The sequence below is a fragment of the Mesorhizobium sp. W050 genome (assembly GCF_054719535.1).
The window spans coordinates 1,342,050-1,355,541 of the sequence record NZ_JBTTIH010000001.1 but is presented as its reverse complement, the minus strand read 5'-3'; the positions used below and the strand labels follow the sequence as shown (position 1 = coordinate 1,355,541).

Annotated in this window: 14 protein-coding genes; 7 read left to right on the top strand and 7 right to left on the bottom strand. The window is 63.4% G+C overall.

The window, feature by feature from the left end; genetic code table 11:
* The first annotated feature begins 55 nt into the window (after nt 1-55).
* The 4 genes from ACYG9Y_RS06495 to ACYG9Y_RS06480 all read left to right on the top strand — a co-directional run bounded on the left by ACYG9Y_RS06495 (nt 56) and on the right by ACYG9Y_RS06480 (nt 3,945).
* Entirely contained in the window at nt 56-1,084 is a 1,029-nt protein-coding gene (locus tag ACYG9Y_RS06495; protein ID WP_023673082.1) for a sulfate ABC transporter substrate-binding protein, read from the top strand.
* 18 nt (nt 1,085-1,102) lie between these two features.
* The gene (gene cysT, locus ACYG9Y_RS06490) at nt 1,103-1,954 is read left to right on the top strand and encodes a sulfate ABC transporter permease subunit CysT (RefSeq protein ID WP_023739910.1); all 852 of its coding nucleotides are present in this window, start codon (nt 1,103-1,105) and stop codon (nt 1,952-1,954) included.
* Nucleotides 1,947-2,831, top strand: a complete 885-nt coding sequence (cysW, locus tag ACYG9Y_RS06485; protein ID WP_023690809.1) for a sulfate ABC transporter permease subunit CysW — start codon at nt 1,947-1,949, stop codon at nt 2,829-2,831. The genes cysT and cysW overlap by 8 nt, the downstream gene beginning before the upstream one ends.
* 73 nt (nt 2,832-2,904) lie before the next feature.
* Complete coding sequence (locus ACYG9Y_RS06480; protein ID WP_023739911.1) at nt 2,905-3,945, top strand: sulfate/molybdate ABC transporter ATP-binding protein; 1,041 nt, start codon at nt 2,905-2,907, stop codon at nt 3,943-3,945.
* Between the two features lie 7 nt (nt 3,946-3,952).
* On the opposite strand, the gene ACYG9Y_RS06475 is transcribed toward ACYG9Y_RS06480, so the two are convergent.
* Nucleotides 3,953-4,351: a type II toxin-antitoxin system VapC family toxin gene (locus ACYG9Y_RS06475; RefSeq protein WP_023739912.1), complete on the bottom strand. Its 399-nt coding sequence runs from the start codon at nt 4,349-4,351 to the stop codon at nt 3,953-3,955.
* On the bottom strand, nt 4,351-4,620 hold the full coding sequence (locus ACYG9Y_RS06470; protein WP_023739913.1) for an AbrB/MazE/SpoVT family DNA-binding domain-containing protein: 270 nt from the start codon (nt 4,618-4,620) through the stop codon (nt 4,351-4,353). Before ACYG9Y_RS06470 ends, ACYG9Y_RS06475 begins: the two co-directional genes overlap by 1 nt.
* Nucleotides 4,621-4,848: 228 nt before the next feature.
* On the opposite strand from ACYG9Y_RS06470, the gene ACYG9Y_RS06465 reads away from it, so the two are divergent.
* Nucleotides 4,849-5,832 carry a sulfate ABC transporter substrate-binding protein gene (locus ACYG9Y_RS06465; RefSeq protein ID WP_023673076.1) on the top strand — a complete coding sequence of 328 codons (984 nt, stop codon included), beginning with the start codon at nt 4,849-4,851 and terminating at the stop codon, nt 5,830-5,832.
* Between the two features lie 261 nt (nt 5,833-6,093).
* Nucleotides 6,094-6,543, top strand: a complete 450-nt coding sequence (locus tag ACYG9Y_RS06460; RefSeq protein ID WP_023673075.1) for an RrF2 family transcriptional regulator — start codon at nt 6,094-6,096, stop codon at nt 6,541-6,543.
* Between the two features lie 63 nt (nt 6,544-6,606).
* On the opposite strand, the gene ACYG9Y_RS06455 is transcribed toward ACYG9Y_RS06460, so the two are convergent.
* Nucleotides 6,607-8,148, bottom strand: coding sequence for an acyl--CoA ligase (locus tag ACYG9Y_RS06455; RefSeq protein WP_444849052.1), 1,542 nt, complete (start codon nt 8,146-8,148; stop codon nt 6,607-6,609).
* A gap of 113 nt (nt 8,149-8,261) precedes the next feature.
* On the opposite strand from ACYG9Y_RS06455, the gene ACYG9Y_RS06450 reads away from it, so the two are divergent.
* Complete coding sequence (locus tag ACYG9Y_RS06450) at nt 8,262-9,407, top strand: hypothetical protein (protein WP_023739915.1); 1,146 nt, start codon at nt 8,262-8,264, stop codon at nt 9,405-9,407.
* Here ACYG9Y_RS06450 and ACYG9Y_RS06445 read toward each other — a convergent pair.
* From ACYG9Y_RS06445 to ACYG9Y_RS06430, 4 genes are read right to left on the bottom strand one after another with little or no spacing between them, the layout of a single operon-like run.
* Complete coding sequence (locus ACYG9Y_RS06445; RefSeq protein WP_023673072.1) at nt 9,402-9,956, bottom strand: gluconokinase; 555 nt, start codon at nt 9,954-9,956, stop codon at nt 9,402-9,404. The two genes, ACYG9Y_RS06450 and ACYG9Y_RS06445, sit on opposite strands and share 6 nt — an antisense overlap.
* 2 nt (nt 9,957-9,958) lie before the next feature.
* On the bottom strand, nt 9,959-10,945 hold the full coding sequence (locus tag ACYG9Y_RS06440) for an ABC transporter permease (RefSeq protein ID WP_023696194.1): 987 nt from the start codon (nt 10,943-10,945) through the stop codon (nt 9,959-9,961).
* Nucleotides 10,942-11,922, bottom strand: a complete 981-nt coding sequence (locus ACYG9Y_RS06435; RefSeq protein ID WP_023733121.1) for an ABC transporter permease — start codon at nt 11,920-11,922, stop codon at nt 10,942-10,944. Before ACYG9Y_RS06435 ends, ACYG9Y_RS06440 begins: the two co-directional genes overlap by 4 nt.
* Nucleotides 11,919-13,481: a sugar ABC transporter ATP-binding protein gene (locus ACYG9Y_RS06430; RefSeq protein ID WP_023733122.1), complete on the bottom strand. Its 1,563-nt coding sequence runs from the start codon at nt 13,479-13,481 to the stop codon at nt 11,919-11,921. The genes ACYG9Y_RS06435 and ACYG9Y_RS06430 overlap by 4 nt, the downstream gene beginning before the upstream one ends.
* Nucleotides 13,482-13,492: the final 11 nt, after the last annotated feature.

Genomic DNA, 13,492 nt, shown 5'->3' with positions numbered 1-13,492 from the left:
TGCATCTAATTTCTATCAATTCGATAGAGTTCAGCCGTCATCAACGGAGGCGGGAATGACCAAACCTCATTTCAAGAAACTGCTCGGCGCACTGGTCGCCACATCGATCCAGTTCGGCACGCTCGGTTTCGCGTTTGCCGATACGACCATTCTGAACGTGTCCTACGACCCGACACGCGAACTCTACAAGGCCTATGACGAAGCCTTCGTCGCACACTGGAAGGCCGAGACCGGCGAGACGGTCACCATCCAGCAATCGCATGGCGGATCGGGCGCCCAGGCCCGCGCCGTGATCGACGGCCTCGATGCCGATGTGGTCACGCTGGCGCTCGAAGGCGACATCAACGCCATCGTCACCAAGTCGAAGAAGATCAATCCGGACTGGCGCAAGAAATTCGAAAACAATTCGGCGCCTTACACCTCGACCATCATCTTCCTGGTCCGCAAGGGCAACCCGAAGGGCATCCACGACTGGAGCGATCTGGTCAAGGACGGCGTCCAGGTGATCACGCCGAACCCCAAGACCTCCGGCGGTGCGCGCTGGAACTACCTTGCCGCCTGGGCCTATGCCAACGCCAATGATGGCGGCGACGAAGCCAAGAACAAGGAATTCGTCGGCAAGCTCTACGCCAATGCTCCGGTGCTCGACACCGGTGCACGCGGCTCGACGGTCACCTTCGCGCAAAAGGGCATCGGCGACGTGCTGATCGGCTGGGAAAACGACGCCTATCTGGCGCTCAATGAATTCGGAGCCGACAATTTCGAGATCGTCTATCCCCCGACCTCGATCCTGGCCGAGCCGCCGGTGGCGATCGTCGACGCCAATGTCGATGCCAAGGGCACCCGCAAGGTCGCCGAAGCCTATCTCGGCTGGCTCTATTCCAAGGAAGCCCAGACGATCATCGCCAAGAACCACTATCGTCCGGCCAAGCCCGAGTTGGTGGATGCGGCTGACATTCCGAAGACGCCCGAAATCAAGCTGATCTCCATCGACGATCCGCTTTTTGGCGGCTGGAAGAAGGCACAGCCTTATCATTTCGGCGATGGTGGTATATTCGACCAGATCTACAAGCCGGCCCAGTAGGATTTAGATCAGGACGACATGACCATAGCACCCGCCAAGGCGGGGTGGCGATTCAGACAGCCGAGTGTCATTCCGGGTTTCGGATTGACGCTCGGCTTCTCGCTTGCCTACCTCACGCTCATCATCCTCATCCCCCTGTCGGGCCTGATCTGGCGCTCGGCAGCCCTCGGCTGGACCGATTTCTGGGCGATCGTCACCGACCGCCGGACCATCAACGCACTCGAAATCAGCTTCGGCACAGCCTTCATCGCAGCCGCCGTCAACGTCGTCTTCGGCACGCTCGTCGCCTGGGTGCTGGTGCGCTACCGTTTCCCCGGCCGCCGCGTCGTCGACGCCATGGTCGACCTGCCCTTCGCGCTGCCGACGGCAGTAGCCGGCATTGCGCTGACCACGCTCTATGCGCCCAATGGCTGGATCGGCCATCTCCTGGCGCCGCTCGGCATCAAGGTCGCCTACACGCCGCTCGGCATCGTCGTGGCGCTCGTCTTCATCGGCCTGCCCTTTGTCGTGCGCACGGTGCAGCCGATCATGGAGGAGATCGACAAGGAAGTGGAGGAGGCTGCCGCGACGCTCGGCGCCAACCGCTTCCAGATCATCACCCGCATCCTGTTTCCGGGCTTGGCGCCGGCCATCATCACCGGCTTTTCGCTCGCCTTCGCGCGCGGGGTCGGCGAATACGGCTCGGTCATATTCATCGCCGGCAACCTTCCCTACAAGTCGGAGATCGCACCGCTTCTGATCGTCATCCGGCTCGAGGAGTACAATTATCCGGCGGCCACCGCGATCGCGGCGATCATGCTTTTGCTGTCGTTCGTGATGCTGCTGGTCATCAACCTGGCGCAGTCATGGAGTCGCAAGCGCTATGGCTGACCCCGAGATCAAATCCTACGAACCGCATCACGAGAGCCGGTCGGCGGCGGTGACTGAAAGCCGGCCGGTGCGGCTGCTGCTGATGGCGGTGGCCTTCGCCTTCCTCGCCATCTTCCTGCTGCTGCCGCTGATCATCGTCTTCCACGAGGCGCTGGCGAAAGGCATTGGCGCCTACACGGAATCGCTCTCCAATCCCGATACGCGCTCGGCGATCCGGCTGACGCTGCTGGTGGCGGTGATCGCCGTTCCGCTCAACGTCGTCTTCGGCATTTCGGCTGCCTGGGCGATCGCCAAGTTCGAGTTCAAGGGCAAGGCTTTTCTAACCACGCTGATCGACCTGCCCTTCTCGGTCTCGCCGGTCATTTCCGGCCTGGTCTATGTGCTTTTGTTTGGCGCTCAGGGACTGTTCGGTGAATGGCTGAAGGCGCACGGCATCCAGATCTTGTTCGCCGTGCCCGGCATCGTGCTCGCGACCATCTTCGTCACCTTCCCCTTCGTTGCCCGCGAACTGATCCCGCTGATGCAGGAACAGGGCAACGGCGACGAGGAAGCCGCGCTCTCTCTGGGCGCCAATGGCTGGCAGACCTTCTGGTACGTGACGCTGCCCAACGTCAAATGGGGATTGCTCTACGGCGTGCTTTTATGCAACGCCCGCTCGATGGGCGAATTCGGCGCGGTCTCGGTCGTGTCGGGCCACATACGCGGGCTGACCAACACCATGCCGTTGCATGTCGAAATCCTCTACAACGAGTACAACGCCGTCGGCGCTTTTGCCGTCGCTTCGCTGCTTGCCGGCCTGGCGCTGGTCACGCTGGTCTTGAAAACACTTCTAGAGATGCGCTACGGCGCCGAGATCGCCGCGACGCGCGGGCACTGACTAAATGCATGTCGCCCAAGACTGGGAACCGGTTTTGCGACAACGACATGCACCAAATTACTGAGGGATCTACATGGAAGTTCGCGTTGCCAACGTACGCAAGGAGTTTGACCGGTTTCCGGCCCTCCATGACGTATCGCTTGACATCAAGTCGGGTGAGCTGATCGCGCTGCTTGGGCCATCCGGCTCCGGCAAGACGACGCTGCTGAGGCTTATCGCCGGCCTGGAGCGGCCGACGCGCGGAAAGATCTTCTTCGGCGACGAGGACGCCTCGCACCGCTCGATCCAGGAGCGCAATGTCGGCTTCGTCTTCCAGCACTATGCGCTCTTCCGGCACATGACGGTCGCCGACAATATAGGCTTCGGCCTCAAGGTCCGGCATGGACCGTCGCGACCACCGGCGGCCGAAATCCGCCGACGCGCCTCCGAACTGCTCGATCTCGTTCAGCTTTCCGGCCTGGAAAAGCGCTATCCGGCGCAACTTTCCGGTGGCCAGCGCCAGCGCGTGGCGCTGGCGCGCGCCATGGCCATCGAGCCCAAGGTGCTGTTGCTCGACGAGCCGTTCGGCGCCCTCGATGCGCAGGTGCGCCGGGAACTCCGCCGCTGGCTGCGCGAAATCCATGACCGCACCGGCCACACCACCGTCTTTGTCACCCACGACCAGGAAGAGGCGCTCGAGCTTGCCGACCGCGTCGTGGTGATGAGCCAGGGCCGCATCGAGCAGGTCGGCTCCGCCGACGAGATCTACGACACGCCGAACTCGCCCTTCGTCTACTCCTTCATCGGTGAATCGAGCATGCTGCCGGTCAAGGTTGAGAATGGCGAGATCTGGCTCGCCGACCGTCCGATCGGCGTGTCGGCGCCGCACGCACCCGAGGGCGATGCGACGCTGTACTTCCGCCCGCACGATATCGAACTGCTCGACGGCTGCAGCGGCTGCATCGCCGGCACGGTCGCCGCCAGCCGCCGCGTCGCCGGCACAAGACGCGTCGAACTGGAAATCGGCGGCGAGCGCCAGCGGGTCGAGATCGAACTGCCTGTGGACCATCCTGCGGCGCAGAAGAGCCGGGTGGCGTTCAGGCCGCGGCGCTGGAAGCTTTTCCCGGCGACCTGAGCCGGCGCTATTCCAGCCAGTTCTCGACCTTCAGGCCCTTGATCCGGCTGAACTCACCGGTGTTGGCCGTAACCAGCGTCGTCCCCAGCGCGCAGGCGTGGGCAGCAATGAAAAGGTCATTATGGCCGATGACCTGGCCCCTTACTTCCAGTTCGGCACGAACCGTGCCGTATTCGGCATCCACCGGCACATCGAGCGGCAGCACAGGTAACTCGGCGAGCAATTGCTCGACCTTGGCGAGCAGCTTGGCCGATCCCTTGCGGGCGCAGCCATAACGCAGCTCCGAGGCGACAACGATGCTGGTGCACAGGGCACCGTCTCCCGCGCGAACCGCCGTACTGGCAGCCTTGCCGGCAGGGTTTCGGATCATGTCGCTGAGAATGTTGGTGTCCAGCATGAACCGCATCAAAAGATATCCTCAGGCCCCACGGGCGCATCATGGATCTCGGGAAAGTCGTCTTCAGGACCAAGCGGCGGCTCTTTCGCCCATTGGGTGAGCAAGGCGGTGAGGCCTGGTTTACGGACTGGCTCGATAACCAGGCGATCGCCGTCGCGGCTGATGAGGACTTTTTCGCCGGGAAGCTCGAACTCGACGGGAATGCGCACCGCCTGGCTGCGGTTGTTGCGGAAGAGCTTCGCCTCTCTCGGCGGCGTTGAATGGCGGTGTTGCGGCATCACGATGCATCCTTGTATATGCCAAATGTATATGCCACAGCGGCAAGATGCAATCATTTTGCATGGCGTTGGAAGGAAATCCTACCAATCGGCTGTTTCGGCAACGCTTTTTCTCATCGTCGAATGGCGAACCCGGCGCGCATGTCTGTCCGCGCTGGACATGGTCCTATTATGTTGGCGCATTATATCGATGCATCGACAAACGGCCTTCTCAAGGAGCTCCTTTTCATGAAGCGTTTTTTGCTCAGCGTAGCCGCCGCCGGCCTGATCCTCGCCTCTTCGCAGGCTTGGTCGGCCGACAAATTGCTCAACGCTTCCTATGATGTCGGCCGCGAATTGTTCGCCCAGGTGAACAAGGCTTTCGTCGCCGGCCATCCGGGCGTCACCGTCGACCAGTCGCACGCCGGCACCTCGGCGCAGGCGCGCGCCATTGCCGAAGGCCTCGGCGCCGATGTCATCACCTTCAACCAGGTCACCGACATCGACTTTCTGGTCAAGAAAGGCCTCGTCTCCGCCGACTGGCAGAAGGATTTCCCCGACAACGCCTCGCCCTTCTATTCGCTCCCATCCTTTCTCGTCCGCGCCGGCAACCCCAAGCACATCAAGGACTGGGACGACCTCGTGCGCGACGACGTGCAGGTGATCTTCCCCAACCCCAAGACCTCGGGCAATGCGCGCTACACCTATCTGGCCGCAACCGCCTACGCCAAGGAAGCCTTCAAGGGCGACGACGCCAAGGTGAAGGAGTTCGTCACCAAGCTGTTCAACAACGTGCCGATCTTCGACACCGGCGGGCGCGCCGCCACCACCACCTTCGTGCAACGCGAGATCGGCGACGTGCTGATCACCTTCGAGTCGGAAACGCGCGGCATCCGCAAGGAGTATGGCAACGACAAGTTCGAACAGGTCACGCCAACGGTCAGCCTGCTCGCCGAATTCCCGGTGGCGATCGTCGACAAGGTCGCCGACGAGCACGGCAGCCGTGACCTCGCCAAGACCTATCTCGATTTCCTCTACACGCCCGAGGGCCAGACCATCGCGGCTGAAAATGGCCTGCGCGCCCGCAACGCTGAAGTCGCGGCAAAATACAAGGCCGACTTCCCCGATGTCCGCCTGCTGACGGTGGAAGACGTCTTTGGCGGCTGGGACAAGGTACAGAAGGAGCACTTCGCCGCCGGCGGTCTGCTCGACCAGACCTATGGCAGCCGCTGATATCAGCAGCGTTCGACCTCACCTCACAAGAATGCCGGCGCTTTGCCGGCTTTTTCGTTTTCGCGCGCCGACAAACGGCTTTCATGCGGAATCTGTCGCGATCGGCGAAAAACGTTACAAAGAATCAACGCCTTTGTGCCTAACGTCTCAACCGGGCGGCTTGTTCTACGCGAAACCGGGTTGTTCAGGCGAAACGTCATGATTTGCACACAAACAACCGCCAGATGCGGGTGGTTGGGGTTTTCATGAACTGAACCGGGCATGCTTACCAAAAAAGGCAAATACGGCCTCAAGGCCCTCGTGCATCTTTCCGGCCTGCCGGTCGGCCAGCTTGCATTCGTCAACGACATCGCGATCGCCAACAACATCCCGAAGAAATTTCTGGATGCCATTCTGGGCGAGCTGCGCAATGCCGGCTTCGTCCTCAGCCGCAAGGGCAAGGAAGGCGGTTATCGCCTCGCCCGGCCGGCTTCCGAAATCAAGATCGGCCACGTCGTGCGCGTGCTGGACGGCCCGCTCGCTCCCATACCCTGCGCCAGCCGCACGCAATACCAGCGCTGCGAGGATTGCGACGAGGCGACCTGCCAGGTCCGGCACATGATGCTGGAAGTGCGCCAGGCGATCGCCGAAGTGCTGGACAATCGCAGCCTCGCCGCCATGCGCGACGCCGACAATGATGATTTTCCGGTCGAGCTGACGTCGCAGATTTAAATTAGAGCATGGTCCCGAAAAGTGCGAACCGGTTCGGACAAGATCATGCTCAAATGAGAGTCCTCAGACCAGGCCGAGCTTGCCGGCCAGGCCGACGCGCTGGATTTTGCCGGTGGGACCCTTGGGTATCTCCTGGAGAAACAGGATGTGGCGCGGCACCTTGAACTCGACGATCCGGCTGCGCGCGAAATCGCGTATCTGCTCGGCATCGGCGGTGGCGCCCTCGGCCAGCACGATGGCCGCACCCACCTCTTCGCCGAGCATGGCGTGCGGCACGGCGAAGGTCACCGCCTGCGCCACCAGAGGATGATCGAGCAGGACATTGTCGACTTCGAGCGGCGAGATCTTTTCGCCGCCGCGATTGATGATCTCCTTCAGCCGCCCGGTGATCTTCAGATCGCCATCCTCGTCGATCAGGCCCTGGTCGCCGGTGCGGAACCAGCCTTCGCTGAAGGCAGCTTCATTGGCCACCGGATTGTTGAGATAGCCATCATGGATGTTGGCGCCGCGCACCGCGATCTCGCCCTTTTCACCCGCCGGAAGGATCGTCCCCTTGTCGTCCAGGATCGTCACCTGCGGACCCGCAGGCAGGCCGACCGAGCCTGGCTTGCGGCGCGCAGGCGGCAGGCCGTTGGATGTCATCTGGTGCGCCGCCTCGGTCATGCCATAGGCCTCGACCACCGGACAGCCGAAGACGCGCTCGAGGTCGCGGAACACGGTGTCCGGAAGTGCGGCCGAAGACGAGCGGATGAAGCGCAACCTCGCAGCCGCGATGGTTTCGCCATTGCGGGCGGCGCGCGCCAGGATCGCCTGATGCATGGTCGGCACCGCGCTGTACCAGCTCGGCCTGAAGTCGCCCAGCCAGCCGTAGAATTTGAGCGGGTTGAAGCCCGGCGTGCAGACAATAGCGCCGCCGACTGCCAGCTGTGCGCTGAGCGCCGCCATCAGCCCGTGAATGTGGAACAGCGGCATCACGTTGAGACAGATATCGTCTGCCGAAAGCGCCAGGGTGCGGGCGATGTTGGCCATTGATGCCTGCAGATTGCGCTGCCGCAAGCCGACGATCTTCGGCCGCGCCGTGGTTCCCGATGTGTGCAGGACAAGCGCGAAATCGTCCGGCCCGTTGAGCTGCATATCGTCGAGGCGAGCCTCACTGGCAGCCTCCACCTCGGCGTCGCCCGCCAGGAGAAACTCGCCGGCCTTGGCGCCGTCAGTCACGACGACGTCGAGCACCGCAATGCCGAGCCCCTTTGCGGCGTTGCGCGCGGCATCGCCCATGCCTTGTCCGCACAGCAGCAGCTTCACATCGAGATCGCCGAGATAGAAGCGGAATTCGTCTTCGCCGTAAGCCGGATTGAGCGGCGCAGCCGTCGCTAGCGCCGAGACAGCCAGGAAACAGGCCGCCATTTCCGGGCCATTGGGCAAGACGATGCCGACGGCCGTCCCGCGGCGAACGCCACGCCTGGCGAGATCGCCGCAGAGCTTGTCGACAAGATTGGCGAGGCCGGCAAAGCTCAGGGATGGCCGGTCCGGCGCCATCAGCGCCACCGCAGCCGGCCGCCAGGGCGCCAGTTGGGGAAGTGCTACCGATAGGGCCTGTTTCAAGTTCGAACCCTGAATGGCGTTCACCATGGCCTTGCCGGCGCCGATTGCGCGCCCGTGGCAGACGCAGTAAAGCGATTTCCGGACGCACGCAAGAACAGGTGGACATCGATCGGATGAGGCTGCCGTGGTTGGGAAAATCCCGGAAAGCCGACCGGACACCATCTTCCGCCGTCATTTATCATACGGAAATCATCGCCGACATCCTGGTGCCCGAACGCGCCGAGCATGTCCGCTTCTTCAGCCGCAAGCAGGTTCGCGCCGGCAAGTTGCGCACCTTCAACAACAGGGATCTCCGCGAGCTGCTGCTGGCCGCCTTCTACATCGGCGTCGCGGCATCGCTGCCGGTCGATTGGTGGGCCGCGGTCTGCAGCCGCGTATCGGGGCTGCGCCTCAAGCGCCATATCCGCAAGGATTTCGTGCGCTACGCCGCCGCGACGCGCGCCGTGCTCGGCAACGGCATCGATGCGCAAAGGCAGTTCAGGGCCTTGCTCTGCGCCAACCACCGCCGGCGTCTGCTGCTTGCCGCGCATCTCATCGGCCGCCGCTGGTCACCTGATATCCGGCTGGAGGGCCTGGAAGGCCTGCAAGCGGCGCTGAAGCGCGGCCACGGCGCTATCATCTGGTGCGATCAGTTCACGGCACAGACCATCATCGGCAAACGCGCTCTCCATGAGGCCGGTATCGAGACACACCAGCTCAGCGTCAGGGCTCACGGCATATCCGATTCGACCTTCGGCTTGCGCTTCCTGAACCCGCCGATGGTTCGGGTCGAGAACCGTTTCCTGAAAAGCCGGATCGTGTTCGACCGCAGCGACGCCTACCAGGTCACCGGCCGGATCCAGAAGATCCTTGGCAGCAACGGCGTGGTGTTGGTGACCAACACGGTGCATGCCGGCTCGACATTCACCGAAGTCGGCCTTGGCGAGAGCGGCTGGACCCACCTGGCTTCGGCGCCGACGAATTTCGCTGCCAGAGGCAAGGCGGCGCTGTTTTCCATGTCGACCTTCGAGACCGATCCGTTCCGCCAATACCGCGCCGTCCTAGGTCCCGAACTGGTGCCGGCCCCGGCAGAGGCCGGCGAGCGCGCGGCCAGAGCCGGCGCCAAGAACATGGCGCTGCAGGCCGAGTACATATTGCTCAAGCGCGACCGCTTGCTGGAGGCGCTGAAACTCTATCCCGAGCAAATGATGGTCTGGTCCGGCGCCGACCGGTTCACCGAACGGCCGGAAACCGCCTTGCCCGACGAGGGTGGTTCATGATTTTGCGCCGGCCAGCAGGCTGGCAACGGCGGTGACGATCTCAGCCACTGGAAGTGTGGCGTCGGCCGTCAGCGCCCGCTCGTCGGCGCCAGGCGGCTCAAGGATGGCGAACTGGCTTTCGACCAGGCTTGCCGGCATGAAATGGCCCTTGCGGTTGGCGACACGCTGCTTGGCGGTTGCGGGATCGATCTTCAGATAGATGAAATCGATATCCCGGCGGAAGCCACGCAGACGATCGCGGTAGCTGCGCTTCAGCGCCGAGCAGGCGGCAACCACGCTTTGGCCGCTGCCGGTCAGGTCGGCGATCCGCTCGCCGATGGCATCGAGCCAGCCCTCACGCAGTTGATCTGTGAGCGGCTCGCCGCTCGCCATGCGGGCGACGTTTTCGGGTGGGTGCAGCCTGTCGCCTTCGACAAAGACGGCCCCTTCCTCTGCTGCCAATGCTTTGCCGACAGCCGATTTTCCGCAGCCGGCGACGCCCATCACCACAATGGCCCGAGGCACTGAGCCGGTAGCGCCCATTGGCGCCTTTGCGGTCTTTTCGTCCACGGTCAGCGGCTTGCCGGCGCGCGGCCGTAGAGCAGGAGCATGGCAACGATGACCAGGCCATAGACGATCTGCCGCCCCGCCTCCGGCATCTGCATGACCGAAAGGATGGACTGCAGGAGCGTGATCAGGATGACACCGGCGACGGTGCCGAGATAGGAGCCGCGGCCACCCAGGATCGAGGTGCCGCCCAGAACCACGGCGGCGATCGACGGCAGGAGATAGGCATCGCCCATCGATTGCGCCGCCTTGGAGGCATAGCCGGCGAGAAGCACTCCGCCAAAGGCGGACAGCCCGCCTGAGATAGCGAAGGCGATCATCACCACGCGCCTTGTATCGATGCCGGAGAGATAGGCGGCACGCTCGCGGTTGCCGATGCCGTAGACGGTGCGGCCGAAGCTGGTGCGGGACAGCACGAACACCATCGCAGCGCCAATCAGCGCCCAGATGATGACGGCGTTAGGCACGCCAGGAATGGTAAAACCTGTCGCAAGATAGCGCATGGCGCCGGTGGCCGAATCCTGTGGCGAGTAGCCGCCGGTATAAACGACCATGAGCCCTTGCGCGACAGCGTTGGTGGCGAGCGTGATGATCATCGAGGGTATGCGCAGATAGGCGACGCCAAAGCCGTTGACGATGCCGATCAGCACCCCGCAAAAGATGCCGAACGGGATGGCCAGAGCCACACCGATCGGGCCATAGGCGGCAGCCGCACACGCCATCATCGCGCCCGCCGCCACCGCCCACGGCACCGACAGGTCGATCTGGCCTAGCAGGATGACCAGCATCATGCCTGTGGCGATGACGCCGAGGAACGAGGCCACCTTGAGCTGCTGCAAGAGATATTCAGGCGACAGAAAGCTCCTGGAATAGAGGCTGCCTAGGAACAGCAACAGCACGATGCAGGCGAAGGCCGTCAGCACCGCCGGATCGGCGCGGCGGATGAATTTCGGCACGCGGCCGGCGATACCGCCCAATGTCGTTTCGCTCACAGGAACCACTCCAGCCGGTTGCGGACCCGAAACAGCGCAAACGCGCCAAGGCTGACCGCGACCAGCAGGATCACGCCCTGGAACAGCGGCTGCCATAGCGGGTCGAAATCGAACACGAACAACAGGTCACCGATGGTGCGGAAGGCCAGCGCGCCGAAGATGGCGCCGATGGCGCTGCCTTTCCCGCCGAACAGCGAGACGCCGCCCAGCACCACCGCGGCGATCGAAAACAGCGTATAGGCGTTGCCGCTGGCATAGGCTGCATCGCCGGTATAGGTGAAGAAGGTCAGGAACAGTCCGCCGATCGCGGCCAACAGGCCTGCGAGCGCGTAGGCAGCGAACTTGCCGCGCCTTATCGGCACACCGGACATGTAGGCCGCCGTCTCCGAGGATCCGGCCGCATAGGCCGCGCGCCCGAGCACCGAGCGGCTGAACGGTACCCAGACCACGAGCACGACGGCGAGCAGCACGACCAGGCTCGCCGGCACCACGCCCAACAGGCGTCCGGTCAGCGCGTCGGCGAGACCTTCGTTGACCGAACCGCCGGGAAACGGCCTCAGCAGCAGCGCGATGCCGAAATAGACCGCACCCGTGGCGATCGTGGCGACGATCGGCTGCAGGCGGCCGTAGATGACGATGGCGCCGTTGATCGCCCCGCACAGGAACCCGGTGCCGAGCACGGCGATGACGCCGAAAGCGGTCTCGAGGCCGGTGCCGATGACCAGCCAGGAGGCGAGGCAATTGGTCAGCGTGAAGATCATGCCGACGGAGAGGTCGATGCCGGCGGTGATCACGACCAGTGTCTGGGCCATGGCGACGAAGGCGAGCAGCACGCCCTTGTTGGACGCTGTCTGCACGACATTGGCGGTGAAGCCCGCCGGATGGTTCGAGGTGTAGATGACGAACATGACAATGAATATGCCGAGTGCCATCAGTGTTCCGCGCTGCTCGGCCAGCCAGTAGCGCCACTCTTTCACGCGTCCGCTCCCTGTCTTGCGCCGGCATCGTCTCTCGCGCCGTCATCGCCGTGGATGTTGAGCGCGCTTGCAATGAGCGCCCGCTCGGTGATCTCGGCCCCGACCAGCTCGCGCTTGACCGCGCCGTCATAGAGCACCAGCACGCGGTCGCAGCAGCCGATCAGTTCGTCATAGTCGGTCGAATAGAACAGGATCGCCGCCCCCGCATCCGCCAGCTTGCGCATCAGTTGATAGAGTTCCTGCTTGGTGCCTACATCGATGCCGCGCGTCGGATCGTTGAGCAGGATGATACGCGGCTGTCGCATCAGCCATTTGGCGATGACCACCTTCTGCTGGTTGCCCCCCGACAGCGCACCGACCGGAATGTCGAGGCCGGCCGTCTTGATCGCCAGCAGCCCGACCATGTCGTCGATCAGCCGCTGTTCGGCGGCGCGGTCGATGATGCCGGCCTTGGACAGCCGGTCGAGGGCGGCAAAGGAGAGGTTCTCGCGCACCGTCATCGGCAGCATCAGGCCTTCGGTCTTGCGGTCCTCCGGGATCAGCGCCATGCCGATGCGGTCGTCGCGCGCCGCTTGCGGGCTGGCGATCGAAACCGGCTTGCCGTCGATAAGGATCTGGCCGCCGAGGCCGCGCAGCACACCGAAAAAGGCAAGCAGCAATTCGCGCTGGCCCTGACCGTCCAGGCCGCCAAGGCCGACGACCTCGCCTGCCCCGACCGTCAGCGAGACATTGTCCAGCCGGTCCGTCCAGGACAGCTTGCGCGCCTCCAGCACGGGAACGGCGGCGGCTGCGGTGCGCGCGGGTTTCGGCGGGAAAATATGGCTGTATTCGCGCCCGATCATCAGTTCGACGACTTCGTTGTCGCTCTTTGTGCCTGCCTTGTAGCTGGCGACATTGCGGCCGTTGCGAAACACCGTGCAGTGGTCGGCAAGCTCGGCGATCTCGTTCATGCGGTGCGAAATGTAAAGCAGCGCCAGCCCTTCCGAGCGCAATCGCTTGAGCACGCTGAATATCCTGGCGACGTCCGTCGCGGTCAGGGCCGAGGTCGCCTCGTCGAGGATCAGGATGCGCGGCTTCCTGGCCAATGCCTTGGCGATCTCGACCATCTGTCTTCTTGAAAGCGGAAGATCCTTGACCAGCGCCAATGGATGGATGTCGGCCGCACCTGCGCGTGCCAGCGCATCCTCGGCAATGCGGCGCTGCGCCTTGCGGTCGATCATGCCGAAACGCTTCGGCGGATCGGAGATGACGATGTTGTCGGCAACGCTGAGTTCGGGAACCAGCGACAGCTCCTGGAAGATGCAGACGATGCCCGACTTGTTTGCAGCAGCAGGCGAAGCGAACGTCACCTCGCTGCCGTTCAGCATCATGCGGCCTTCGTCGGGCGCGACGACGCCCGCCATGACCTTGATCAGCGTCGATTTGCCGGCGCCGTTTTCGCCGAGAATGGCGTGGATGCTACCGGACGAGACCGAAAGCTCGGCCTTTTCCAGCGCCCGCACACCACCATAGCGCTTGGATATGCCTTCCATCCGGAAGAGCGGAACCGCACCGTCCATCGGCCCTCCCG